The sequence below is a fragment of the Pseudomonas sp. SK3(2021) genome, assembly GCF_016772375.1.
GTDB lineage: Bacteria > Pseudomonadota > Gammaproteobacteria > Pseudomonadales > Pseudomonadaceae > Aquipseudomonas > Aquipseudomonas chlororaphis_I.
The window spans coordinates 5,906,350-5,929,661 of the sequence record NZ_CP061943.1; the positions used below are offsets into that span (position 1 = coordinate 5,906,350).

The following is a 23,312-nucleotide window of genomic DNA, read 5'->3' on the forward strand; positions in this document are numbered from 1 at the left end:
TTCTTCACCTTATTCAAACCTGCGCGATCCACTTGCGATGGGTATGGATCGACATCAAAACCCCAAACGCTGACAGCAGCGTCACCAGCGAAGTTCCTCCGTAGCTAATGAACGGCAACGGCACCCCCACGACCGGCAACAAGCCACTGACCATACCGATGTTGACGAAAACGTAAACAAAAAACGTCATGGTCAGGGCGCCGGCGAGCAATTTGCCGAACAGCGTCTGCGCCTGGGCGGTGATCACCAGCCCACGACCGATCAGCAGCAGATAGATCAGCAGCAAGGCGCAAATGCCCACCAGGCCGAACTCCTCGCCCATGACCGCGATAATAAAGTCGGTGTGGCTCTCGGGCAAAAAGTCCAGGTGGGATTGGGTGCCCAGCAACCAGCCCTTGCCGAAGACGCCGCCGGAACCGATGGCCGCCTTGGACTGAATGATGTTCCAGCCGGTGCCCAGCGGATCGCTTTCCGGGTCGAGGAAGGTCAGGATCCGCTGCTTCTGGTAGTCGTGCATGATGAAGAACCACATGGCGATCGCCACCGGTACCGCGGCGGCCAGCACACTGAGGATCCAGCGCCAGCGCAGGCCGCCCATGAACAGCACGAAGGCGCCACCGGCAAGGATCAGCAGCGAGGTACCAAGGTCCGGCTGGCGCACGATCAGAATGAACGGGATACCGATCAGGATCAGGCTGATGCCCACATGCTTGAGCTGTGGCGGCAGGCTGCGCTTGGCCAGGTACCAGGCGATGGTCGCCGGCATGATGATCTTCATGAACTCCGAGGGCTGGAAGCGAATCACCCCGGGGATATTGATCCAGCGGGTGGCGCCCATGGCGTTGTGCCCCATGACATCCACCACCACCAGCAGCACCACGCCGAACACATAGGCCAGGGGCACCCAGCGGGCCATGAACCGGGGCTCGAGCTGGGCAATGATGATCATCGACACCAGGCCGATGCCGAACGATGTCGCCTGCTTGCCCAGCAGGTCCCAGCTCTTGCCGCTCGCCGAATACAGGACGAACAGGCTGCCGGCCGCCAGGGTCAGCAACAGGATCAGCAATGGACCGTCGATGTGCATGCGCTGCAACAGCGTCGCACGGCGACGCATCACATCCTCGCTGGACAGGATGCGATCGAAATTACTCTTCACGGGCCGTAGCCTCCGCACTGATAGGGCCGGCAAACTCAGGCTTGAGCAGGCCATCCGGGCCGAGGAGCCAGGCGTCCATCACCTGGCGCACCACCGGGGCCGCCACGCCGGAGCCGGACTCGCCGTTCTCGACCATGACCGAGACCACGATTTTCGGGTTTTCCGCCGGCGCGAAGCCGACGAACAGGGCATGGTCGCGATGACGCTCCTGAACCTTGGAGCGGTCGTACTTCTCACCCTGCTTGATCGCGACCACCTGGGCCGTACCACTCTTGCCGGCGATCCGGTATTGCGAGCCGATGGCCGCCTTGCGCGCCGTACCCCGGGCACCGTGCATCACCTGCTGCATGCCGTGGTTGACCTTCGTCCAGTCCGACGGATCGCGCAGGATGATGTCCGGCATCGGGTTCTCATCCACCGGCTTTTCGCCTTCGATGGTCTTGGCCAGGTGCGGACGGTTCCACTTGCCCTTGTTCGCCACCAGCGCCGTGGCCTGGGCCAGCTGCAACGGGGTGGACTGCATGTAACCCTGGCCGATCCCGAGAATCAGCGTCTCGCCCGGGAACCAGGCCTGGCGACGGGTGGCACGCTTCCACTCCCGCGACGGCATCAGGCCCGGCGATTCCTCGAACATGTCCAGCGAGACCTTCTGGCCGATCCCGAACTTGTTCATGTAGGCCGACAACCGATCGATCCCCAACTTGTGGGCCAGGTCATAGAAGTAGGTGTCGTTGGATCGCATGATCGCGGTGTCGAGGTCGACGTAACCGTCACCGCTGCGGTTCCAGTTACGGTACTTGTGGTCGTAGTTGGGCAGTTGGTAGTAGCCCGGGTCATAGACCCGCGTGGAGGCCGTCACCACTCCGGAATCGAGACCGGCGATGGCCACCGCCGGCTTGATGGTCGAGCCCGGTGGATACAGGCCGCGCAGTACCCGGTTGAACAGCGGACGGTCGATGGAGTCGCGCAGTTCGGCATAGGCCTTGAAGCTGATGCCGGTCACGAACAGGTTCGGGTCGAAGCTCGGCTGGCTGACCATGGCCAGCACTTCCCCGGTGTTCGGGTCCAGCGCTACCACCGCGCCACGCCGGCCGCCCAAGGCGGCCTCGGCGGCTTCCTGCAGCTTGATGTCCAGGCTCAGGACAATGTCCTTGCCGGGAATCGGATCGGTCCGCTTGAGCACCCGCAACACGCGACCGCGAGCGTTGGTCTCGACCTCTTCGTACCCCACCTGGCCGTGCAGTTCGGGCTCGTAGAAGCGCTCGATGCCGGTCTTGCCGATGTGGTGGGTGCCGCTGTAGTTCACCGGATCCAGGGTCTTCAGCTCTTTCTCGTTGATTCGCCCCATGTAGCCCACCGAGTGCGCGAAGTGCGCGCCCTGGGGGTAATGGCGGACCAACTGCGCCACCACTTCCACCCCGGGCAGGCGGAACTGGTTGACCGCGATCCGGGCGATCTGCTCTTCGTTGAGCTCGAACAGGATCGGCACCGGCTCGAACGGCCGGCGCCCCTGTTTCATGCGTTTCTCGAACAGCACCCGGTCTTCCGGCGTCAGCTCCAGCACTTCAACAATGACGTCGAGCACCTGGCGCCAGTCGCCGGAACGCTCGCGAGTCATGCTCAGGCTGAAGCTGGGCCGGTTATCGGCCACCACCACGCCATTACGGTCGAAGATCAGGCCGCGGGTCGGCGGAATCGGCTGGACGTGGACCCGGTTGTTTTCCGACAGGGTCGAGTGATAGTCGTACTGGATCACCTGCAGGTAATACAGGCGCGCGATCAGCACCCCGATCAGGCAGACCACGGCAATAGCCCCGAACACGACCCGGCCACGCACCAGACGGGCGTCTTTTTCGTGGTCCTTGATACGGATCGGCTGGGACATTAGGCGCGCGGGCTATTTGTGATAAGGGTGCCCGGACAGGACTGTCCAGGCGCGATACAGCTGTTCACCGATCAGGATCCGTACCAGCGGGTGCGGCAAGGTCAGCGGCGACAGCGACCAGCGCTGATCCGCCCGCGCGCAGACTTCCGGCGCCAGCCCCTCGGGGCCGCCGACCATGAAGTTCACGGTGCGCGAGTCGAGGCGCCAGCGATCCAGTTCCACCGCCAGTTGCTCGGTGCTCCAGGGCTTGCCGTGGACCTCGAGGGTGACAATCCGCTCGTTATGGCCGATCTTGGCCAGCATGGCTTCGCCTTCCTGACGGATGAAACGGGCCACATCGGCGTTCTTGCCACGGGTATTGAGCGGTATTTCCACCAGTTCCAGCGCCAGTTCGGATGGCAGACGCTTGGCATACTCGTGCCAACCCTCTTCCACCCACTTGGGCATGCGTGAACCGACAGCGATCAGACGCAGGCGCACAGCCGTCCCTTATTGCTGGTCTTTGTTGAGCTTGGTGAAGTGCTCATGGGTGTGTTCCGGGCTGTGGTGCTTGCCATCGGCCGCACGGCTCTGCTCGGCGCCCTGCCACAGGCGTTCCAGGTCGTAGAACTGGCGTGCGGAGGCGGTCATCATGTGCACGATCACGTCGTCCAGGTCCAGCAGCACCCAGTCGCTGTCGCCCTTGCCTTCTTCACCCAGCGGCTTGACGCCCTGGGCCTTGACCATCTCGCGGACCTTTTCCAGCATCGCGCCGATCTGGCGATTGGAAGTACCGGTGGCGATGATCATGTAGTCGGTGATGCTCTGCTTGTCGCGAACATCGATCACCAGGACGTCCTGGGCCTTGACGTCTTCCAGCGCGGCGACTGCCACCTTGACCAGATCTTCGCCTTTCATTACTTGGTTAGTCATATAAAACTCGTTCAGCTCGTATGTTTGGCGCGTTGCACGGCATCGGCCGGCAGCGCGCCTTCAGTTCGGCCCACGGTAAAGACCGTGGGCATCGATATAGGCCAGGACCGCATCAGGCACCAGGAAACGTACCGACTTACCGCTGGCCAGCAGTTGACGGATCTGGGTGGCGGACACCGCGAGCGGTGTCTGCCAGACGAATGCAATGTGTCCTCCAGGCCCTTGCAGGGCCAGGGGATCGCTCACCGAGCGCGCCGCCAGCAGGTTGCGCAACGCATCCGGCGGCTCGCTGTCGGCATCCGGGCGTTGCAGCACCAGGATGTGGCAATGCTGGAGCAACTCTTCCCAGCGATGCCAGGTAGGCAGGCCGCAAAAAGCGTCCCAGCCCAGCAACAGGAACAACTGGTCATCCGCGGCCATCTCGGCCCGCATCTGTTCCAGGGTGTCTATGGTGTAGGACGGCTTGTCCCGTTTCAGCTCACGGTCGTCCACCACCAGGGGTGAAACGCCCGCCACCGCGCACTCGACCATCGCCAGACGGTCCAGGGCCGACACCTGCGGCGTATCGCGATGCGGCGGTCGCGCGCTGGGCGTCAGCCGCAGCTCATCGAGCCCCAGCGAGTCGGCCACCTCCAGCGCGCTGCGCAGGTGGCCGATGTGCACGGGGTCGAAGGTACCGCCCAGCAGACCGATACGTTTGCTCATCAAGTGCGCACATGGCCGTCGCCGAAGACGACATATTTCTCGCTGGTCAGCCCTTCCAGGCCGACCGGGCCGCGGGCGTGCAGCTTATCGGTGGAAATACCGATCTCCGCGCCCAGGCCATATTCGAAACCGTCGGCAAACCGGGTCGAGGCATTGACCATCACCGAGCTGGAGTCCACCTCGTTGAGGAAGCGCCGGGCGTCGGTGAAGTTCTCGGTGACGATGGCGTCGGTGTGCTGCGAACCGTAGGTGTTGATGTGCTCGATGGCCGCGTCCAGGCTATCGACCACCAGGATCGACAGGATCGGCGCGGTGTATTCGGTGCGCCAATCTTCTTCGGTGGCCTCGATCACATCGTCGCCCAGCAAGGCACGGGTACGCGGACAACCGCGCAGCTCGACCTTCTTGTCGCGATAGATCGCCGCCAGCGGCGGCAATACGCGCTCGGCAATACCGGCGTGGACCAGCAGGGTCTCCATGGTGTTGCAGGGCGCATAGCGCTGGGTCTTGGCGTTGTCGGCGATGCGAATCGCCTTGTCCAGGTCGGCCGCCACGTCGATGAACACATGGCAGACGCCGTCCAGGTGCTTGATCACCGGCACCTTGGCGTCGCGGCTGACCCGCTCGATCAGGCTCTTGCCGCCACGCGGCACGATCACATCGACGAACTCGGGCATGGTGATCAGCGCGCCAACGGCCGCGCGATCGGTGGTTTCCACCACCTGCACCACCTGCGCCGGCAGGCCGGCCACCGCCAGCCCTTGCTGGATGCAGGTGGCAATGGCGCGGTTGGAATTGATCGCCTCGGAGCCGCCCCGCAGGATGGTGGCGTTGCCGGACTTCAGGCACAGGCTGGCGGCGTCGATGGTCACGTTGGGGCGCGACTCGTAGATAATGCCGATCACGCCCAGGGGCACGCGCATCTTGCCGACCTGGATGCCCGAAGGCAGGTAGCGCATATCGCGGATTTCACCGATGGGGTCAGGCAGCTTGGCCACCTGACGCAGGCCTTCGATCATTTCGTCGATACGCACCGGGGTCAGCGCCAGACGATCGAGCAATGCCGGTTCCAGACCATTGGCCCGGCCGTTGGCCAGGTCTTGCTCATTGGCCGCGCTCAGCTCGGGGCGAGCAGCGTCCAATGCATCGGCAGCCGCCAGCAATGCGCGGTTTTTCTGCGCAGTGGTGGCACGGGCGATTACCCGCGAGGCTTCGCGGGCAGCGCGACCCAAACGGGTCATGTAGTCAAGAACGGACTCAGTCATGGTCTGCTGTGGTCTTGGCAAAGAGGAAAGCGGCTGATTATAGCTGTCGCGCCGGCCCACGGACAGCGGTCACGGGCGGATGGTCGAAATGGACGGCAAATACCTCTCGTTCAGCCTGAATTAAGCCTGGAATTGATATCATTCCGACCCAATTCCCGTCATCGCTCCTGGCTACCATGTCCATTCTGTCCACTCCGACGCTGCCCAAGGCCCTGCCCGACAGCTTTTTCGATCGAGACGCCCAGGTCCTGGCCCGTGAACTGCTCGGCAAAATCATCCGCCATCGGGTCGGCGACCTGTGGTTGTCGGCGCGCATTATCGAAACAGAAGCCTATTACTGCGAGGAAAAAGGCAGCCATGCCTCCCTCGGCTACACAGAAAAGCGTAAGGCTTTGTTTCTGGACGGAGGTCACATCTATATGTACTACGCCCGCGGTGGCGATTCGCTGAACTTCAGCGCCCAGGGGCCAGGCAACGCGGTGCTGATCAAGTCGGCCTACCCCTGGGTCGACGAAGTCTCAGGTCCGGCCAGCCTGGCGCAGATGCTCCTGAACAATCCCGACGCCAGCGGCCGGCCGCGCCCCTCGCAGAAGCTCTGCGCCGGCCAGACCCTGTTGTGCAAGGCCCTGGGCCTGAAAGTCCCGGTGTGGGATGCCAAACGCTTCGACCATGAAGTGCTGTTCGTCGAGGACGTCGGCACGCCCGTCGCCAGCATCATCCAGACCACCCGCCTGGGCATCCCCCACGGTCGCGACGAACATCTGATGTACCGCTTTGTCGATGCCGCCTACGCCCCCTACTGCACCCGGAACCCGCTACGCCGCGGGCAGGTCGAAGGTCGCGACTATTTGCTGCTCGATTGATCCCTTTCGCAGGAGCCGGCGTGCCCGCGGATAGTTTTACCGCGAGCCACCCCGCCCCTACAGTTGAACCACCGAATAACCGGAGTTGAAACCCTATGGGCCAATGGCTCGATGGAATAACCGGCTGGCTGACGATGAACCCCCAATGGCTGGCGGCAGCCGTGTTCATCGTCGCCTGCGTCGAATGCCTGGCGATTGCCGGCCTGATCGTACCTGGCACCGTGCTGCTGTTCGCCATTGCCGTAATGGCCGGCAGCGGCGCCCTGTCCCTGGGTGAAACCCTGGCGCTGGGGTTCTTCGGCGGCTTGCTCGGGGATGTGGTGTCCTACCTGCTGGGCCGCCGTTTTCACCAGAACATCCGCCGCCTGCCGGGCCTGCGCCATCATCCGGAATGGATCAACGGCGCCGAAGCCTATTTCCAGCGTTACGGTATCGCCAGTCTGTTGGTCGGGCGCTTTATCGGCCCCTTGCGGCCCATGCTGCCGATGGTCGCCGGCATGTTCGACATGTCGTTCCCGCGCTTTTTCGCCGTCAGCCTGCTGGCCGCGGCCGGCTGGACCGTCGCCTACCTGCTGCCGGGCTGGGCCACGGGCGCGGCGATCCGCCTGCCCTTGCCTGAAGGTTTCTGGCCGCAGGCGGGAATAGTTGCCGCCAGTATCGCCGTGCTGCTGGGCCTGAGCATCAACAGCACCGTGCGCCGCCATCGCAAGGCCAGCCCGCTGGTGGCTGGCCTCAGCCTGGCGATCCTGGTGGGGCTGTTCATCGGTTACCCCTACCTGAACCATTTCGACCAGGGCCTGATGACGTTGGTCCAGGAGCACCGCAGCCCGGCAATGGACGAGGTGATGGTGGTGCTCACCCAGTTCGGCGAATTCCGCACCATGCTGTTCGCCAGCGCCCTGGTCACCCTGCTGTTGCTGGTTGCCCGGCAATGGCGGCAGGCGATTTTTGCGGGCGCCACACTGCTGTGCACCGCGCTGGCCAACACCGGCACCAAGCTGTTCTTCGCCCGCGTGCGCCCGGAAGTCCTGACCGACCCACTGACCAGCTACAGCATGCCCAGCGGCCACAGCTCCGGTTCGTTCGCCCTGTTCCTGACCCTGGCGGTGCTCGCCGGTCGCGGCCAGCCGCCGCGCATGCGCCTGACCTGGCTGCTGCTGGGCTGTCTGCCGGCGGCGGCGATTGCCTTGTCACGGATTTACCTGGGCGCGCATTGGCCCTCCGACATCCTCGCCGGCGCCATGCTTGCCGCCTGCGTGTGCGCCGCCAGCCTGTGGGTCGCCCAGCGCCAGACCCCGCTGGAACCCATGCCGGCCAAGATCTGGTGGCTGGTATTGCCGGCGCTGGTAGCGTTGTTCGGTTTCGAAGCAGTCAGGCATCTACCGCACGCGATGCTGCGTTATGCGTACTGAGGTCTTGTAGCCACGAGGATCAAGCGAACAGCTCACCCTGCAATTCGTCCAGCAAGGCCTGGATCGCATCCAGGCGTTGTTGCGGGTCGTCCAGTTGCAGCAGGTCGATCTTGTCCAGCTCGGAGAACGGCAACAGGTAGGCCAGTTGGTTGGCCAGCGACTGCTGGCCGCTGGCTTCGGTGCCCATGCTCAGGGCTTCGACCATCGGGTGTTCGGCCAGCGCCTTGAGCAAGGCGATCAGGTCCCCGTCTTCCTCCTGCAGCGGCCGCTCCGGCGCCTCGCACAGCCACTCGACTTCAGCCACCCGCAACTGATCGCGCTGCACTTCACTGCTCAGCACCCGAAAACGCCGCCCGCCCTTGACCCGAATCCCCAGCAGGCCGTTGTCCTGCTGATGGAAGTCGGTGATCAGCGCTTCGCAGCCCACCCGCGCAAAACCTTCCGGGGCGATGCCCACCTCTTCGCCTTCAAGGATGCACACCACGCCGAAGCCACAGCCCTGTTTCATGCAGCGACCGATCATGTCCAGGTAGCGCGCCTCGAAAATCTGCAAATCGAGAATGCAGTCGGGGAACAGCACTGTGTTCAGCGGGAAAAGCGCCAGGCTCATACAGGTTTCCTTAAACCACCAATGACACCGCCAACGGCAGGAAGACCGCCGTGGCCACACCCATCAGACTCATCGCCAGCGCCGCGAAAGCACCGCACTCGTCACCTTCCTGCAAGGCCACCGAAGTGCCCACCGCGTGAGCCGTCATGCCCAGTGCCATACCTCGGGCTTCCGGGCTATGCACCTGCAAGCGGTTGAGAATGGCCGGACCGAAAATCGCCCCGATCACCCCAGTGATCAATACGAATACCGCAGCCAGTGCTGCGACACCGCCAATCTGTTCGGCCACCAGCATGGCGATTGGCGAGGTCACCGATTTCGGCGCCATGGTCATCAGGATCATGTTCTCGGCACCGAACCACCACCCCAGCAGTACGCCCAGGCCGGTGGCGACCACCCCTCCAATCACCAGCGTAGTAAATATCGGCCAGAACAACTGCCGAATCCGCCGCAGGTTGAGGTACAGCGGTACCGCCAGCGCCACCGTGGCCGGGCCCAGGAGAATGCTGAGGATCTCCGTGCTCTTGCGGTACTCGGCGTAGCTCAGGCCACAGCCCAGCAGCACGCCGATCACCAGCAACATGGAGACCAGCACCGGCTGCAGAAAGATCCAGCGGGTTTTCTCGAAGGCCGCGAGCACCAGTTGATAAGCGCCCAGGGTAATGCCGATGCCGAACAAGGGATGGTGGATCAGCGACGCCCAGGCGCCCTGCCAGTCGAACATCATTGGCCACCCTCCCGATGTCCGTGACGCTTGACCAGCCGCTGCATCAGCACGCCGACGAAGGCCATGGAGATCACCAGCGACAACACCAGGGCGCCGACTATCGCCCAGAAATCCGCGGCGATATCCGCCGCGTACACCATCACCCCCACCGCGGGCGGCACCAGCAACAGGGGCAGGTAACGCAGGAGACTGGAGGCGGCCAGGTTCAGCGGCTCGCCCACCTCGCCGCGCGCCACCAGGAAGATCAGCAGCAACAGCAGACCGACAATCGGCCCCGGCAGGATCGGCAGGAACAGATGATTGATCGCCGTGCCGAGCAATTGAAACAGCACCAGCCATGTCAGACCGCGTAACAACATCTCTCATCTCCCCGAAAAAACGCCGGGCATTATAAGCACGCGAACGCTATGGACCGGCATTCGCCAAAAGCATGGAAGGTTGACCGGAACAACCCCCCATGATGATCTACAGTGGGTTGTCAGGGGGTACGCCCCCGCCCCTTTTAGAACGATAAAACCGATGAACCCAAGGAGAGTCTCAATGCCGTACGTTCCTGTTGCAGAGCTCAAAGATTATGTCGGAAAGGAACTAGGACGTTCCGAATGGCTCACCATCGATCAGCAGCGTATCAACCTGTTCGCCGAAGCCACGGGTGACTTCCAGTTCATCCACGTAGACCCGGTAAAAGCCGCCCAGACGCCATTCGGCGGCACCATTGCCCACGGTTTCCTGTCGCTGTCGCTGATCCCGAAACTGATGGAAGACATCCTGATCCTGCCCGAGGGTCTGAAGATGGCGGTCAACTACGGCCTGGACAGCGTGCGCTTCATCCAGCCGGTCAAGGTCGATTCCAGGGTCCGCCTCAAGGTCGACCTGGTGGATGTCACCGAGAAGAAACCCGGCCAATGGCTGCTCAAGGCCACCGCCACACTTGAAATCGAAGGCCAGGAAAAACCAGCCTACATCGCCGAGCCATTGTCCCTCTGCTTTGTCTGAAACCTTCCTGATGCGAAACAGCTCACGCTGTTTCGCGCAGCCTCTCTATATATAAGCCTCGCTGCTGCGGCATACTCGGTCCCCTAATTACCCGGATCCCGCTATGCGCCCACTTGTACCCCTGGCTCTAACCCTGTTGCTCACCGCATGTGGAGACGGCGAATCGCTGCTGCCTCCCGATGCCCGCCTGCCGGACGGAGGCCGCTACCGCGGCGATGTGGTCAACGGGTTGTTGCAAGGCCAAGGCCGCATCGACTACCCCAACGGCAGTTGGTATGCCGGCCAGTTCGACAGTGGCCAGTGGCATGGCCAGGGCGAATGGCACGGCAGCGACGGCGAGGTCTACCGCGGACAGTTCCAGCAGGGCCTGTTCCACGGCCAGGGCAGCCTGACCACCAAGGACAGCAGCTACACCGGCGGCTTCAAACTGGGCCGGCGCGACGGTGAAGGCACCCTCAAGGAACGCGGCATGACCTACCGTGGCGAATTCAAGTCCGACCTGTATTCCGGGCTCGGCCGCCTCGAACTGGAAGACGGCAGCCAGTACCAGGGCCAGTTCTCCCGCGGCAAACCCAACGGCGAAGGCCAGCGCAGCGATGCCAGCGGCAACCAGTTCAGCGGCCACTTCGTCGACGGCCAGCTGGAAGGCAACGGTACCTTCAGTAGCGCCGAGGGCGATCTCTACGTCGGCGGTTTCAAACAGAACCAGCTCAGCGGCAAGGGTCGCTACGAAAATGCCGACGGTGATGTCTGGATCGGCCAGTTCAAGGAAGGCGCCCTCACTGGCAAGGGTGAACTGATCGGCGTCGACGGCAGCCACTACATCGGCCGTTTCAGCGACTGGCGCTTCAGCGGCCAGGGCCGCCTGAATCTCAGCGACGGCAGCTTCTATATCGGTGGCTTCGAAGGCGACAACTACCAGGGCCATGGTGTGCTGGTGTTGCGCGATGGCACCGTGCAAAGCGGCGACTGGATCAATGGCCTGCGGGTTCGCGATGCCGATGGCCGGTTGTTGCCCGATCCGCTGGAGACCGGCCTGCTGGCCCAGGGCCACCTGCTCGACGACGCCCTCAGTGCGGTGCCGGCGTCGACACCCGCCATCGAGCTCTACAGCCTGACGCTGGCCGGTGACGGCAAGCAAAGCGTGTTTCTGCGCGAGGCCGACTATGTCAGCAACATGCTCGTCACCCGCTTCGGCGCCTACGGGCAGATCCGCCTGGTCAACCACCGCGACCGCCTCGACAGCCGGCCCATGGCCACCAGGGAAAACCTGCGGCGCGCGGTACAGGTCCTGGCCGAACGCAGTGGCCCGGAAGACCTGCTGTTCATCTACCTGACCAGTCACGGCACCAGCGAACACGAACTGGTGCTCGACCAGCCGCGCCTGGAGCTGGCCGACCTGCCGGCCGACGAGTTGGCCGCGGTACTGGCGCCCCTGAAAAACCGCGACAAGATCATCGTGATCTCGGCCTGTTATTCCGGCGGGTTCATTCCCGCGCTCAAGGATGAGCGGACCCTGATCATGACCGCTTCGCAGGCCGATCGCGTATCGTTCGGTTGCTCGGAAGAAGCCGACTTCACCTACTTCGGCGATGCCCTGTTCGCCCGGGCACTGAACCAGACCGACGACCTGGAACAGGCCTTCAAGCTGGCCCGGGCGACCGTGGCCGAACGTGAACTGACGGACAACTTCGAAGCCTCCGAACCGCAGATCTGGGCGCCCAAGGGGGTCTTGGCGCACTGGCAGCATCTGCGCAAGCAACAAGCCCGAAAGGCACTGCAAAGCGCCGCCAACGACAGCAAGGAAGCAAAGAGCAACTAAGCTGAAACAGTATCAAGGGGGAAACACTATGTACTTGACACCTCAGCATATCTTGCTCGCCGGCGCGACCGGCCTGACGGGCGAGCACTTGCTCGACCGCCTGCTCAACGAACCCACGGTAACCCGCGTTCTGGCGCCCAGCCGACGCCCCTTGAGCGAACATCCGCGCCTGGAAAACCCGGTCGGCGACCCGGCAGTACTCCTGCCGCAGCTCAGCGGCCAGGTGGACCTGGCGTTCTGCTGCCTGGGTACCACCATCAAGAAGGCCGGCTCCGAACAGGCATTCCGCGCCGTCGACCTGGACCTGGTGGTGGCCTTCGGCAAGCGCGCGCGGGAGATGGGTGCGCGGCACCTGGTCGTGATCAGCGCCCTGGGCGCGGACGCGAAATCCTCGATTTTCTACAACCGGGTCAAAGGCGAAATGGAACAGGCGCTGAAGGCCCAGGACTGGCCGCAACTGACCATTTGCCGGCCGTCGCTGCTGCTGGGCGAACGCCTTGAGCCACGTCTCGCCGAACAGCTGGCCGGGCCGCTGTCCAAGCTGATTCCCGGCAAATACCACGGCATCGAAGCCTGCCATCTGGCCCGGGCCATGTGGCGCCTGGCGCTGGAAGAGCAGGATGGCGTGCGGATCGTCGAGTCCGACGAGCTGCGCAAGCTGGGTAAATAACGAACATTAGAAAGCATCGCGGGCGGCGATCCGACTTGCCCGCGCAGGAACTACAACCCGCCCGTGGCCTGAAACCCAACCCCCAATACCGTCAGCACCGACAGCGGCAACAGCAGGGTGTCGAGCAAGGCGCTGGCCGGCAGATCGACACCCGGATAACTCGGCGCTTCAGCACCGAAACGATCCATCGGGCAACAGCCGCCCTGCATTACATACAGATCCAGGCGCGTCCCGGAATACACCACCGGCGCGCCCGGTTTGGCTGCGTTCAGCGTGCGCGCAGTGGCGCAACCGCCCAGCTGCAGGGCAACCAGCAGGATCAGCAGCGACTTACTCATCGCTGCCCGGATGATGCTCGCCCCACCGCGGCAGCATGTCCTGCGGAATGTTCAACAGGTTGAGAATCCGCGCCACGACAAAATCCACCAGGTCGTCGATGGTCTGCGGCTGGTGATAGAAACCCGGAGAGGCCGGCAGAATGGTCACGCCCATGTTCGACAGCTTGAGCATGTTCTCCAGGTGGATGCTCGAGTAAGGCGCCTCGCGCGGCACCAGGATCAACTGGCGACGCTCTTTCAGGGTGACGTCCGCCGCGCGCTCGATCAGGTTGTTGCAAGCGCCCGTGGCGATGGCCGACAAGGTGCCGGTGGAGCAAGGCACCACCACCATCGCCGCCGGCGAACCGGAGCCCGAGGCCACTGGCGACATCCAGTCCTCCTTGCCATACACGCGGATCTGCCCGGCAGCGGCACCGGTGTACTCGGTAAGGAAGGCCTGCATGGTCTGCGGCTTGGACGGCAGGGTCACGTCAGTCTCGGTCGCCATCACCAGTTGCGCCGCCTTGGAGATCAGGAAGTGCACTTCACGGTCTTCGCGCACCAGGCAATCCAGCAGGCGCAGGCCGTACTGGGCGCCCGAGGCGCCGGTCATCGCCAGGGTGATGCGTTCCGGGCCGTTGTTCATCGCAGTGCCTCGGCCAGCTTGCCGTGCAGGCCGCCGAAGCCGCCGTTGCTCATGATCACCACGTGGGTGCCCGGCTTGGCCTGGCTCTTCACCCGCTCGATGATGCCTTCCAGGGAGTCACTGACAATCGATGGCACGGTGCACAGCGCGGCGGTGGCACCCAGATCCCAGCCGAGGTTGGCTGGCGAATACCAGACCACCTGGTCGGCCTGGTTGACGCTTTCCGGCAGCCCGTCACGGTGAGCGCCGAGCTTCATGGAGTTGGAGCGCGGTTCGATGATCGCGATCAACGGCGCATCACCGATGCGCTTGCGCAGGCCGTCCAGAGTCGTGGCGATGGCGGTCGGGTGGTGAGCGAAGTCGTCGTAGATGGTGATGCCATGGACTTCAGCCACCTTCTCCATCCGCCGCTTGACGCTCTTGAACGCGCTCAGCGCGGCGATCCCCATGGCCGGCACCACGCCGACATGGCGCGCCGCGGCCAGGGTGGCCAGGGCGTTGGCGACGTTGTGCTGGCCGGTCAGGTCCCACTCGACCACGCCTTGGGCCTCGCCCTCGAACATCACTTCGAACTTCGAACCGTCTTCACTGAGCAGCTTGACCTGCCATTGGCCGCCCGCGCCGGTGGTTTGCACCGGAGTCCAGCAGCCCATTTCGATCACCCGCAACAAGGCCGGTTCGGTGGTCGGGTGGATGACCAGGCCTTCGCTCGGAATGGTCCGCACCAGATGGTGGAACTGCCGCTCGATAGCCGCAAGATCGGGAAAGATGTCTGCATGATCGAACTCGAGATTGTTCAGGATCGCCGTGCGCGGACGGTAGTGGACGAACTTCGAGCGCTTGTCGAAGAAGGCGCTGTCGTATTCATCGGCCTCGATCACGAAGAACGGCGTGCCGCCCAGGCGCGCCGACACCGAGAAGTTCTGCGGCACGCCACCGATCAGGAAGCCCGGGCTCATGCCCGCATGCTCCAGCACCCAGGCCAGCATGCTGCTGGTGGTGGTCTTGCCGTGCGTGCCGGCGACCGCCAGTACCCAGCGGCCTTGCAGCACATGGTCGGCCAGCCATTGCGGGCCGGAAACATAGGGCAGGCCCTTGTTCAGCACATATTCCACCGCCGGGTTGCCGCGGGACATGGCATTGCCGATCACCACCAGGTCCGGCGCCGGGTCAAGCTGGGCCGGGTCGTAACCCTGGGTCAACTCGATGCCCTGGGCTTCGAGCTGGGTGCTCATCGGCGGGTAGACGTTGGCATCGGAGCCGGTGACGTGATGGCCCAGCTCTTTGGCCAGAACCGCCATCGAGCCCATGAAAGTGCCGCAAATACCGAGAATATGAATGTGCATAGAAGGCCTCGTAAAACATCGAGGCAGGTTAGCGTAGAGGGCTGCAAATCGCACTCTTTAGCTGATGGGGGAACACCAGGAGGGTAGAAATCGCCAAAGCGGTGGCCGGTCAATCGGCGGCTGCGCCGCCTATCGCGAGCAAGCGCCTACAGGAACGGGCTTGCTCGCGATGAACGCTGACGCGGTCTCACGCCTGGCGCGCGATCCCATGCTTGCGCAGCTTTCTATAGAGGGTGTTGCGGCTCACCCCCAGTTGCTCGGCGGTGTGGGTCATATGCCAGCGCTGCTGTTCCAGGGCGTTGAGCAAGGCCAGGCGTTCGGCATCGTCCAGCGGGTATTCGCCCGCCTCCTCGGTAGCCGGCTGCACCGGCACCGGGCGGCCCTGGCGAATCATCGCCGGTATATCCTCCAGGCCGATTCGTCCGTGGTCGCAGAGCGCCGCCAGGGTGCGCAACACGTTGCGCAGTTGCCGCACGTTGCCTGGCCAATGGAAGTCCAGCAGGGCCTGGCGCGCCGGGCCGTCGAGCGACACCTGCTGGTCGCCGGCCTCTTGCGCCAGGAGAAAATCCAGCAGCTGGGATTTGTCGCTGCGCTCGTGCAGCGCCGGCAAACTGATTTCCAGGCCATTGAGGCGGTAATACAAATCCTCGCGGAAGCTGCCATCCCGTACCCTTGCCAGCAGGTCGCGGTGAGTGGCGCTGATGATGCGCACGTTGACGGACTGCGGTTCGCCGCCGATAGGCACTACCATGCGGTCCTCCAGGACCCGCAACAGACGGGTCTGCAAGGCCAATGGCATATCGCCGATTTCATCGAGGAACAGCGTGCCGCCATCGGCCTGCTGCAACTTGCCGCGCATGCCTTCCTTGCGCGCCCCGGTGAAGCTGCCGCCGCGATAACCGAACAGCTCGCTTTCGATCAGGCTCTCGGGGATTGCCGCGCAGTTCAAGGCAACGAAGGCTTTCTCCGCCCGCTGGCTGGCTTGGTGCACCGCCTTGGCGAACGCCTCCTTGCCGGATCCCGTTTCGCCGTTGATCAGCAGCGGCACATCACGCTCGAACACGCGCAAGGATTTGCGGAAGTCTTCTTGCAGGGCCGCATCGCCCAGGCAGATCCCGGACAGCCGCGGACGCTCCAGTTCCAGCGTCCTCGGCGGCAGCGGTTTCGGCACGCTGCGCGGTTGGCCACGCAACACCGCGAACAGATGCCGGCCATCGCGGGTGCGCAGCGGCCAGCTAGCGCTGGCATTGATACTGGCGCGCCCCAGCAGCTCGTCCAGCGAGCAATCGAAAAAGGCTTCCACCGGTTTGCCCAGCAAGCCGCCGCGAATATGCCCCAGCAGGTTCAAGGCGCTCTGGTTCACCGCACTGATCCGCCCTTCCCCGTCGAACGCCAGCAGGCCTTCGCTGAACAGGCCGACGGACTCGGCCTGCAGGTGAAAACGCAGCAACCATTGATTGTCGAAATAACGCAGGAAATAACAGCTCTCGATCATCTTCGCCGAGAGGTTGACCAGGGCCATGGTATGGAACTGGCTCTGCCGCGACACATCCGGGCGCGCCGAGGAGACGTCGAGCACCGCCAGCAGTTCGCCGTGGGGATCGAACACCGGGCTCGCCGAGCAGGTCAAGCCGGTGTGACGGCCACGGAAATGTTCGTCCTGATGGATGGTCAGGGACTGGCGCTCCACCAGGCAGGTGCCGATGCCGTTGGTGCCCTCGCAGGCCTCGCTCCAGTCGGCGCCGAGCCAGAGCCCGGCGCGCTCGAAAATCTTGCGCTCGGCGGGCGCGGTGACGCAGTTGAGGATCACCCCGCGGGCGTCGGTCAGCAGCACCGCATGGCCAGCGCCGGACAGTTGCTGGTGCAGGCTGGTCATCTCGCTGCCGGCGATTTGCAGCACCTGCTGCAGGCGTTCGCGGCTTTCCAGCAGGCGGCCATGCTCAAGCACGGTGGGCGCCATGCTCAGGGCCGGGTCGAGGTGATAGTCCTCCAGGCAACGCAGCCAGGAACGGGCGATGGAAGGATCGCTGCCAGGCCCCTGCAAATGGGCCTTGCCTTGGGTCACGGTCAGCACTTGCTGGGCGTGCCGGGTGAGGTGATTGCTGTGCATTTCTTATTGTTCTCCCCGAGAGGTAAGACCCGGATCGCTCGTCAAGCGAACCCTGTAGCCGCTGCCGAAGGCTGCAATAAGGTCCGCAGGACCTTTAGCGGTTGCCAGAACGACGCCCGCTTTGCGGTCGATCGCAGCCTTCGGCAGCGGCTACATCGACCCCTTCGGATCAAGGCGAAGCCCAGCATCCTCCAGCCATGGATGCATTGCAATGCCGCTTCGACCAATGAGTCACAGGTTGTGCCACAAACGATACAAAGTGTCACCAGGGCCGTGCCACAACTGCCACAGGCGCCTGGAACGCAGCCGTTGAAACATTCATAAACCCTTGATTTGGCTGGCCTGCAACGCGGTGGCCCGGGCTTTGCTCTACGCTTTTACAAGCGCAACAGCGCGTCCTCCCCTATAAGCACAAAAGCCAGGAGATACCCACCATGCGTTATGCACACCCCGGTACTGAAGGCGCTATCGTTTCGTTCAAGAGCAAATACGGTAACTACATCGGCGGCGAATTCGTCGCGCCTGTCAAAGGTCAGTACTTCACCAATACCTCGCCGGTAAACGGCCAACCGATCGCCGAGTTCCCGCGTTCCACTGCCGAAGACATCGAGAAAGCCCTGGACGCCGCCCATGCCGCCGCCGATGCCTGGGGTGCCACCTCGGCACAGGCCCGCTCGCTGATCCTGCTGAAAATCGCCGACCGTATCGAACAGAACCTCGAACTGCTGGCCATCACCGAAACCTGGGACAACGGCAAGGCCGTGCGCGAAACCCTCAACGCCGACATCCCCCTGGCCGCCGACCACTTCCGCTACTTCGCGGGCTGCCTGCGGGCCCAGGAAGGCAGCGCCGCGGAAATCGACGGCAACACCGTGGCCTATCACATTCACGAACCGCTGGGCGTGGTCGGGCAGATCATCCCGTGGAACTTCCCGCTGCTGATGGCCGCTTGGAAACTCGCGCCCGCCCTGGCCGCCGGCAACTGCGTGGTACTCAAGCCGGCCGAGCAGACCCCGCTGGGCATCTGCGTGCTGATGGAGCTGATCGGCGACCTGCTGCCACCGGGCGTGCTCAACGTGGTGCAAGGTTTCGGCAAGGAAGCGGGCGAAGCCCTGGCCACCAGCAAGCGCATCGCCAAGATCGCCTTCACCGGTTCGACGCCGGTGGGCTCGCACATCATGAAGTGCGCCGCCGAGAACATCATCCCGTCGACCGTGGAACTGGGCGGCAAGTCGCCGAACATCTTCTTCGCCGACATCATGCAGGCCGAACCGAGCTTCATCGAAAAGGCCGCCGAAGGCCTGGTGCTGGCGTTCTTCAACCAGGGCGAAGTCTGCACCTGCCCGTCCCGCGCCCTGGTGGAAGAGTCGATCTACGACGAGTTCATGCAAGTGGTGATGAAAAAGGTCGAGCAGATCAAGCGCGGCGACCCGCTGGACACCGACACCATGGTCGGCGCCCAGGCATCCGAGCAGCAGTTCGACAAGATCCTCTCGTACCTGGACATCGCCAAGGGCGAAGGCGCGCAGCTGCTGACCGGCGGCAAGGTGGAAAAACTCGAGGGCAACCTGGCCAGCGGTTATTACATCCAGCCGACCCTGCTCAAGGGCAACAACAAGATGCGCGTGTTCCAGGAAGAAATCTTCGGCCCGGTGGTGAGCATCACCACCTTCAAGGACGAAGCCGAAGCCCTGGCCATCGCCAACGACACCGAGTTCGGCCTCGGCGCCGGCCTCTGGACCCGCGACATCAATCGCGCCTACCGCATGGGCCGGGCGATCAAGGCCGGTCGTGTGTGGACCAACTGCTACCACCTGTACCCCGCCCACGCGGCGTTCGGCGGTTACAAGAAGTCCGGCGTCGGCCGTGAAACCCACAAGATGATGCTCGACCACTACCAGCAGACCAAAAACCTGCTGGTGAGCTACGACATCAATCCGCTGGGATTCTTCTAAAGCCAATCAAGCCAGGGACAAGGGTGGAGCCGCCAATGCGGCTTCACCCTTGGGGGCCGGTCGCGAACAAGCTCGCGATGACGTCCTCAAGGCAAAACACACCATCGCCTTGCAACACCGATCCGGTCTGCCGACCGGGCACAACAATAAGAACAGGTGAACCCTTATGCCTAGCGAACATACCGGCGTGCAGTCGGCTGGCTCTTCCGTCGACTTTGAAAAAGTCGGCTCCGACTATTTCCAACAACGCGAACTGAAAAAAGGCGCGGCAGGCTGGGTCCTGCTGGTGGGCCTGGGCGTGGCCTACGTCATTTCCGGCGACTACGCCGGCTGGAACTTCGGCCTGGCCCAGGGCGGCTGGGGCGGCATGTTCCTCGCCACCCTGCTGATGGCCACCATGTACCTGTGCATGTGCTTTTCCCTGGCCGAGCTGTCCTCGATGATCCCCACCGCCGGCGGCGGCTACGGTTTTGCCCGCAGTGCCTTCGGCCCCTGGGGCGGTTTTCTCACCGGGACCGCGATCCTCATCGAATACGCGATCGCCCCGGCGGCGATCGCGGTGTTTATCGGCGCCTATTGCCAGTCGCTGTTCGGCATCGGCGGCTGGATGATCTACCTGGCGTTCTACATCGTGTTCATCGCCATCCACATCTTCGGGGTCGGCGAGGCGCTGAAGCTGATGTTCATCATCACCGCAGTCGCCGCCCTGGCCCTGGGCGTGTTCCTGGTGGCGATGGTGCCGCACTTCTCCGTCGCCAACCTGCTGGACATCCCGGTCACCGAGGCCGTGGGCGCCAGCAGCTTCCTGCCGTTCGGTTATGTCGGCGTGTGGGCGGCGATTCCCTACGCGATCTGGTTCTTCCTGGCGGTCGAAGGCGTGCCGCTGGCCGCGGAAGAAACCAAGAACCCCAAGCGCGACCTGCCCCGCGGCCTGATCGGCGCCATGCTGGTGCTGCTGAGCTTCGCCCTGCTGATCCTGGTGATCGGCCCGGGTGGTGCGGGGGCCAACGCCCTGCTGACCTCGGGCAACCCGCTGGTGGAAGCCCTGGCCAAGGCCTACGGCGGTTCGACCTGGATGGGTAGCTTCGTCAACCTGGTGGGCCTGGCCGGCTTGATCGCCAGTTTCTTCTCGATCATCTACGCCTACTCCCGGCAGATTTTCGCCCTGTCCCGCGCCGGCTACCTGCCGCGCAAGCTGTCGGAAACCAACAAGAGCAAGGCGCCGGTCCTGGCGCTGGTGATCCCCGGGATCATCGGTTTCGGCCTGTCGCTGACCGGCCAGGGCGACCTGCTGATCCTGGTGGCGGTGTTCGGCGCGACCATCTCCTACGTGCTGATGATGGCCGCGCACATCACCCTGCGCATCCGCCGCCCCAAAATGGATCGTCCGTACCGCACCCCGGGCGGCATCTTCACCTCCGGCGTGGCCCTGGTACTGGCCTGCATCGCCGTGGTGGCGGGCTTCCTGGTGGATCCGCGGGTGGTCATTGGCGCCGCGATCATCTATGGAGTATTAATTGCTTACTTTGCTTTCTACAGTCGGCATCACTTGGTAGCAGGCACGCCCGAAGAAGAATTCGCGGCCATTCAGAAAGCTGAAGAAGCCTTGCACTAACCGCCGAAAACCTCGACGCAGGGGGTGGTTCCCTGCGTCGTCACGGAGAACCTGTATGGCAAGTTTCGCCCACACCGTCGGCGCCCAGACCTACCGCTTCGACAGCCTCAAGGACGTCATGGCCAAGGCCAGCCCGGCGCGCTCCGGGGATTTCCTGGCCGGCGTCGCCGCCCTCAACGACGGCGAGCGGGTCGCCGCGCAAATGACCCTGGCGGACATTCCGCTCAAGCACTTCCTCGAAGAAGCGCTGATCCCCTACGAAACCGATGAAGTCACCCGGTTGATCATCGATACCCACGACAAGGCCGCCTTCGCCACCGTCAGCCACCTCACGGTCGGCGGCTTTCGCGACTGGCTGCTCAGCGACGCCGCCGACGAACAGAGCCTGCGCGCCCTGGCCCCCGGGCTGACCCCGGAAATGGCCGCCGCCGTGTCGAAGATCATGCGTGTCCAGGACCTGGTGCTGGTGGCGCAGAAGATCCGCGTGGTCACCCGCTTCCGCGGCACCCTGGGCCTGCGCGGGCGCCTGTCGACGCGCCTGCAACCCAACCACCCGACCGACGAGCCGGCGGGCATCGCCGCGAGCATTCTCGACGGCCTGCTCTACGGCAACGGCGACGCCATGATCGGCATCAACCCGGCCACCGACAGCATCGCCTCGATCTGCGCCCTGCTGGAAATGCTCGACGCGATCATCCAGCGTTATGAAATCCCCACCCAGGCCTGCGTGCTGACCCACGTCACCACCTCCATCGAGGCGATCAACCGTGGCGTGCCGCTGGACCTGGTGTTCCAGTCGATCGCCGGCACCGAGGCGGCCAACGCCAGCTTCGGCATCAACCTCAATGTATTGCAGGAAGGCTACGAGGCCGGCCTGAGCCTCAAGCGCGGCACCCTGGGGCAGAACCTGATGTATTTCGAGACCGGCCAGGGCAGCGCGCTGTCGGCCAACGCCCACTTCGGCGTCGACCAGCAGACCTGCGAAACCCGCGCCTATGCCGTGGCCAGGCACTTCAAGCCGTTCCTGGTGAACACCGTGGTCGGCTTCATCGGCCCGGAGTACCTGTACAACGGCAAGCAGATCATCCGCGCCGGCCTGGAAGACCACTTCTGCGGCAAACTGTTGGGCGTACCCATGGGTTGCGACATCTGCTACACCAACCACGCCGAAGCCGACCAGGACGACATGGACACCCTGCTGACCCTGCTGGGCGTGGCCGGGATCAACTTCATCATGGGCATCCCCGGCTCCGACGACATCATGCTCAACTACCAGACCACCTCCTTTCACGACGCGCTCTACGCCCGCCAGACCCTGGGCCTGAAACCGGCGCCGGAGTTCGAGCAGTGGCTGGCGAAAACCGGCATCTTCACCCAGCCCGACGGCAAGGTGCAGTTCGGCCACAACCTGCCGCCGGCCTTCCGCCAGGCGCTGGCACAGCTTCAGTAAGGACAGGCTTATGGACAAACATCCGACCGACAGCCAGAACCCCTGGCTGGAGCTGCGCCGCCTGACCCCAGCGCGTATCGCCCTGGGCCGTACCGGCACCAGCCTGCCCACCGGCGCCCAGCTGGACTTCCAGTTCGCCCACGCCCAGGCCCGCGATGCGGTGCACCTGCCCTTCGACCATGCCGGGTTGAGCAGCCAACTGGCCGAACGCGGCCGCGACAGCCTGCTGCTGCACAGCGCCGCCAGCGATCGCCACAGCTACCTGCAACGCCCGGACCTGGGGCGCAAACTCAGCGACGCGTCGGCCCAGGCCCTGCGCGAGCACGCATCGGCCAACCCGGGCGGTGTGGATCTGGCCGTGGTGGTGGCAGACGGTTTATCAGCACTGGCAGTGCATCGCCATACCCTGCCGTTTCTTGCCCGCTTTGAAGAACAGACCGCGGCCGAAGGCTGGTCGCTGTCGCCGGTCATTCTGGTGGAACAGGGCCGGGTGGCGGTGGCTGACGAAATCGGTGAGCTGCTCGGCGCGAAAATGACCGTGATCCTGATCGGCGAACGCCCGGGCCTCAGCTCACCGGACAGCCTGGGGCTGTATTTCACCTACAACCCCAAGATCGGGCTCACCGATGCCTATCGCAACTGCATCTCCAATGTGCGCCTGGAAGGCCTGAGCTACGGCATGGCGGCCCACCGCTTGCTATACCTGATGCGCGAGGCCTGCAGGCGGCAGCTCTCGGGGGTCAACCTGAAAGACGAAGCCCAGGTAAATACCCTGGACAGCGACTCGCCCGACACCACCAAGGGTAATTTCCTGCTGGGGCCTGCAAAGTCGTGACTTTTCGAGACG

At 63.8% G+C, this 23,312-nt stretch carries 22 protein-coding genes; 9 read left to right on the top strand and 13 right to left on the bottom strand.

Annotation, left to right across the window (positions count from 1 at the left end; genetic code table 11):
• Positions 1-13: 13 nt before the first annotated feature.
• Genes rodA through IF690_RS26225 form a run of 6 tightly spaced genes read right to left on the bottom strand, consistent with a single transcriptional unit; the run spans position 14 to position 5,926 of the window.
• Positions 14-1,117, bottom strand: a complete 1,104-nt coding sequence (gene rodA / locus IF690_RS26200) for a rod shape-determining protein RodA (protein WP_041987538.1) — start codon at positions 1,115-1,117, stop codon at positions 14-16.
• A 31-nt stretch (positions 1,118-1,148) separates the two neighbouring features.
• The gene (mrdA, locus tag IF690_RS26205; protein WP_202698034.1) at positions 1,149-3,044 is read right to left on the bottom strand and encodes a penicillin-binding protein 2; all 1,896 of its coding nucleotides are present in this window, start codon (positions 3,042-3,044) and stop codon (positions 1,149-1,151) included.
• 12 nt (positions 3,045-3,056) lie between these two features.
• The gene (gene rlmH, locus IF690_RS26210; RefSeq protein WP_150742311.1) at positions 3,057-3,524 is read right to left on the bottom strand and encodes a 23S rRNA (pseudouridine(1915)-N(3))-methyltransferase RlmH; all 468 of its coding nucleotides are present in this window, start codon (positions 3,522-3,524) and stop codon (positions 3,057-3,059) included.
• A 9-nt stretch (positions 3,525-3,533) separates the two neighbouring features.
• On the bottom strand, positions 3,534-3,956 hold the full coding sequence (gene rsfS / locus IF690_RS26215) for a ribosome silencing factor (protein ID WP_009051039.1): 423 nt from the start codon (positions 3,954-3,956) through the stop codon (positions 3,534-3,536).
• Between the two features lie 60 nt (positions 3,957-4,016).
• Positions 4,017-4,661 (bottom strand): nicotinate-nucleotide adenylyltransferase, encoded by a 645-nt coding sequence (gene nadD, locus IF690_RS26220; RefSeq protein ID WP_009051040.1) that lies wholly within the window; start codon positions 4,659-4,661, stop codon positions 4,017-4,019.
• On the bottom strand, positions 4,661-5,926 hold the full coding sequence (locus IF690_RS26225) for a glutamate-5-semialdehyde dehydrogenase (protein ID WP_009051041.1): 1,266 nt from the start codon (positions 5,924-5,926) through the stop codon (positions 4,661-4,663). The genes nadD and IF690_RS26225 overlap by 1 nt, the downstream gene beginning before the upstream one ends.
• A gap of 176 nt (positions 5,927-6,102) precedes the next feature.
• Between IF690_RS26225 and IF690_RS26230 the strand changes: the two genes are divergently transcribed.
• Complete coding sequence (locus tag IF690_RS26230; RefSeq protein WP_081359655.1) at positions 6,103-6,789, top strand: DNA-3-methyladenine glycosylase; 687 nt, start codon at positions 6,103-6,105, stop codon at positions 6,787-6,789.
• Positions 6,790-6,884: 95 nt separating this feature from the next.
• A complete protein-coding gene (locus tag IF690_RS26235) occupies positions 6,885-8,201 on the top strand; it encodes a bifunctional DedA family/phosphatase PAP2 family protein (RefSeq protein WP_202698035.1) in 1,317 nt (438 codons plus the stop codon).
• A 19-nt stretch (positions 8,202-8,220) separates the two neighbouring features.
• Here the strand turns inward: IF690_RS26235 and IF690_RS26240 are convergent, their stop codons facing one another.
• From IF690_RS26240 to IF690_RS26250, 3 genes are read right to left on the bottom strand one after another with little or no spacing between them, the layout of a single operon-like run.
• The gene (locus IF690_RS26240; protein WP_202698036.1) at positions 8,221-8,811 is read right to left on the bottom strand and encodes an LON peptidase substrate-binding domain-containing protein; all 591 of its coding nucleotides are present in this window, start codon (positions 8,809-8,811) and stop codon (positions 8,221-8,223) included.
• Positions 8,812-8,821: 10 nt separating this feature from the next.
• A complete protein-coding gene (locus IF690_RS26245) occupies positions 8,822-9,538 on the bottom strand; it encodes an LrgB family protein (protein WP_202698037.1) in 717 nt (238 codons plus the stop codon).
• On the bottom strand, positions 9,535-9,897 hold the full coding sequence (locus IF690_RS26250) for a CidA/LrgA family protein (protein ID WP_009045794.1): 363 nt from the start codon (positions 9,895-9,897) through the stop codon (positions 9,535-9,537). Before IF690_RS26250 ends, IF690_RS26245 begins: the two co-directional genes overlap by 4 nt.
• 181 nt (positions 9,898-10,078) lie before the next feature.
• Between IF690_RS26250 and IF690_RS26255 the strand changes: the two genes are divergently transcribed.
• From IF690_RS26255 to IF690_RS26265, 3 genes are all read left to right on the top strand, one after another.
• Positions 10,079-10,534 carry a MaoC family dehydratase gene (locus IF690_RS26255; RefSeq protein WP_053281082.1) on the top strand — a complete coding sequence of 152 codons (456 nt, stop codon included), beginning with the start codon at positions 10,079-10,081 and terminating at the stop codon, positions 10,532-10,534.
• Between the two features lie 103 nt (positions 10,535-10,637).
• Complete coding sequence (locus IF690_RS26260) at positions 10,638-12,356, top strand: C13 family peptidase (protein WP_202698038.1); 1,719 nt, start codon at positions 10,638-10,640, stop codon at positions 12,354-12,356.
• 28 nt (positions 12,357-12,384) lie between these two features.
• Positions 12,385-13,026: an oxidoreductase gene (locus IF690_RS26265; protein WP_202698039.1), complete on the top strand. Its 642-nt coding sequence runs from the start codon at positions 12,385-12,387 to the stop codon at positions 13,024-13,026.
• A gap of 50 nt (positions 13,027-13,076) precedes the next feature.
• Here the strand turns inward: IF690_RS26265 and IF690_RS26270 are convergent, their stop codons facing one another.
• The 4 genes from IF690_RS26270 to IF690_RS26285 form a co-directional block, all read right to left on the bottom strand.
• Positions 13,077-13,364 (bottom strand): YceK/YidQ family lipoprotein, encoded by a 288-nt coding sequence (locus IF690_RS26270; protein WP_009051050.1) that lies wholly within the window; start codon positions 13,362-13,364, stop codon positions 13,077-13,079.
• A complete protein-coding gene (gene ubiX / locus IF690_RS26275; RefSeq protein ID WP_023969294.1) occupies positions 13,357-13,989 on the bottom strand; it encodes a flavin prenyltransferase UbiX in 633 nt (210 codons plus the stop codon). The genes IF690_RS26270 and ubiX overlap by 8 nt, the downstream gene beginning before the upstream one ends.
• Positions 13,986-15,335, bottom strand: a complete 1,350-nt coding sequence (gene mpl / locus IF690_RS26280; RefSeq protein WP_202698040.1) for a UDP-N-acetylmuramate:L-alanyl-gamma-D-glutamyl-meso-diaminopimelate ligase — start codon at positions 15,333-15,335, stop codon at positions 13,986-13,988. Before mpl ends, ubiX begins: the two co-directional genes overlap by 4 nt.
• 187 nt (positions 15,336-15,522) lie before the next feature.
• Positions 15,523-17,445: a sigma-54-dependent Fis family transcriptional regulator gene (locus IF690_RS26285; protein ID WP_202698041.1), complete on the bottom strand. Its 1,923-nt coding sequence runs from the start codon at positions 17,443-17,445 to the stop codon at positions 15,523-15,525.
• Between the two features lie 434 nt (positions 17,446-17,879).
• On the opposite strand from IF690_RS26285, the gene exaC reads away from it, so the two are divergent.
• The 4 genes from exaC (at position 17,880) to eutC (ending at position 23,300) form a co-directional block, all read left to right on the top strand.
• Entirely contained in the window at positions 17,880-19,400 is a 1,521-nt protein-coding gene (gene exaC, locus IF690_RS26290) for an acetaldehyde dehydrogenase ExaC (protein ID WP_180922942.1), read from the top strand.
• Positions 19,401-19,566: 166 nt separating this feature from the next.
• Positions 19,567-21,015, top strand: coding sequence for an ethanolamine permease (gene eat / locus IF690_RS26295; RefSeq protein WP_062824482.1), 1,449 nt, complete (start codon positions 19,567-19,569; stop codon positions 21,013-21,015).
• Between the two features lie 55 nt (positions 21,016-21,070).
• A complete protein-coding gene (locus tag IF690_RS26300; protein WP_009051054.1) occupies positions 21,071-22,465 on the top strand; it encodes an ethanolamine ammonia-lyase subunit EutB in 1,395 nt (464 codons plus the stop codon).
• Positions 22,466-22,475: 10 nt separating this feature from the next.
• Entirely contained in the window at positions 22,476-23,300 is an 825-nt protein-coding gene (gene eutC / locus IF690_RS26305; RefSeq protein ID WP_202698042.1) for an ethanolamine ammonia-lyase subunit EutC, read from the top strand.
• Positions 23,301-23,312 lie beyond the last annotated feature (12 nt).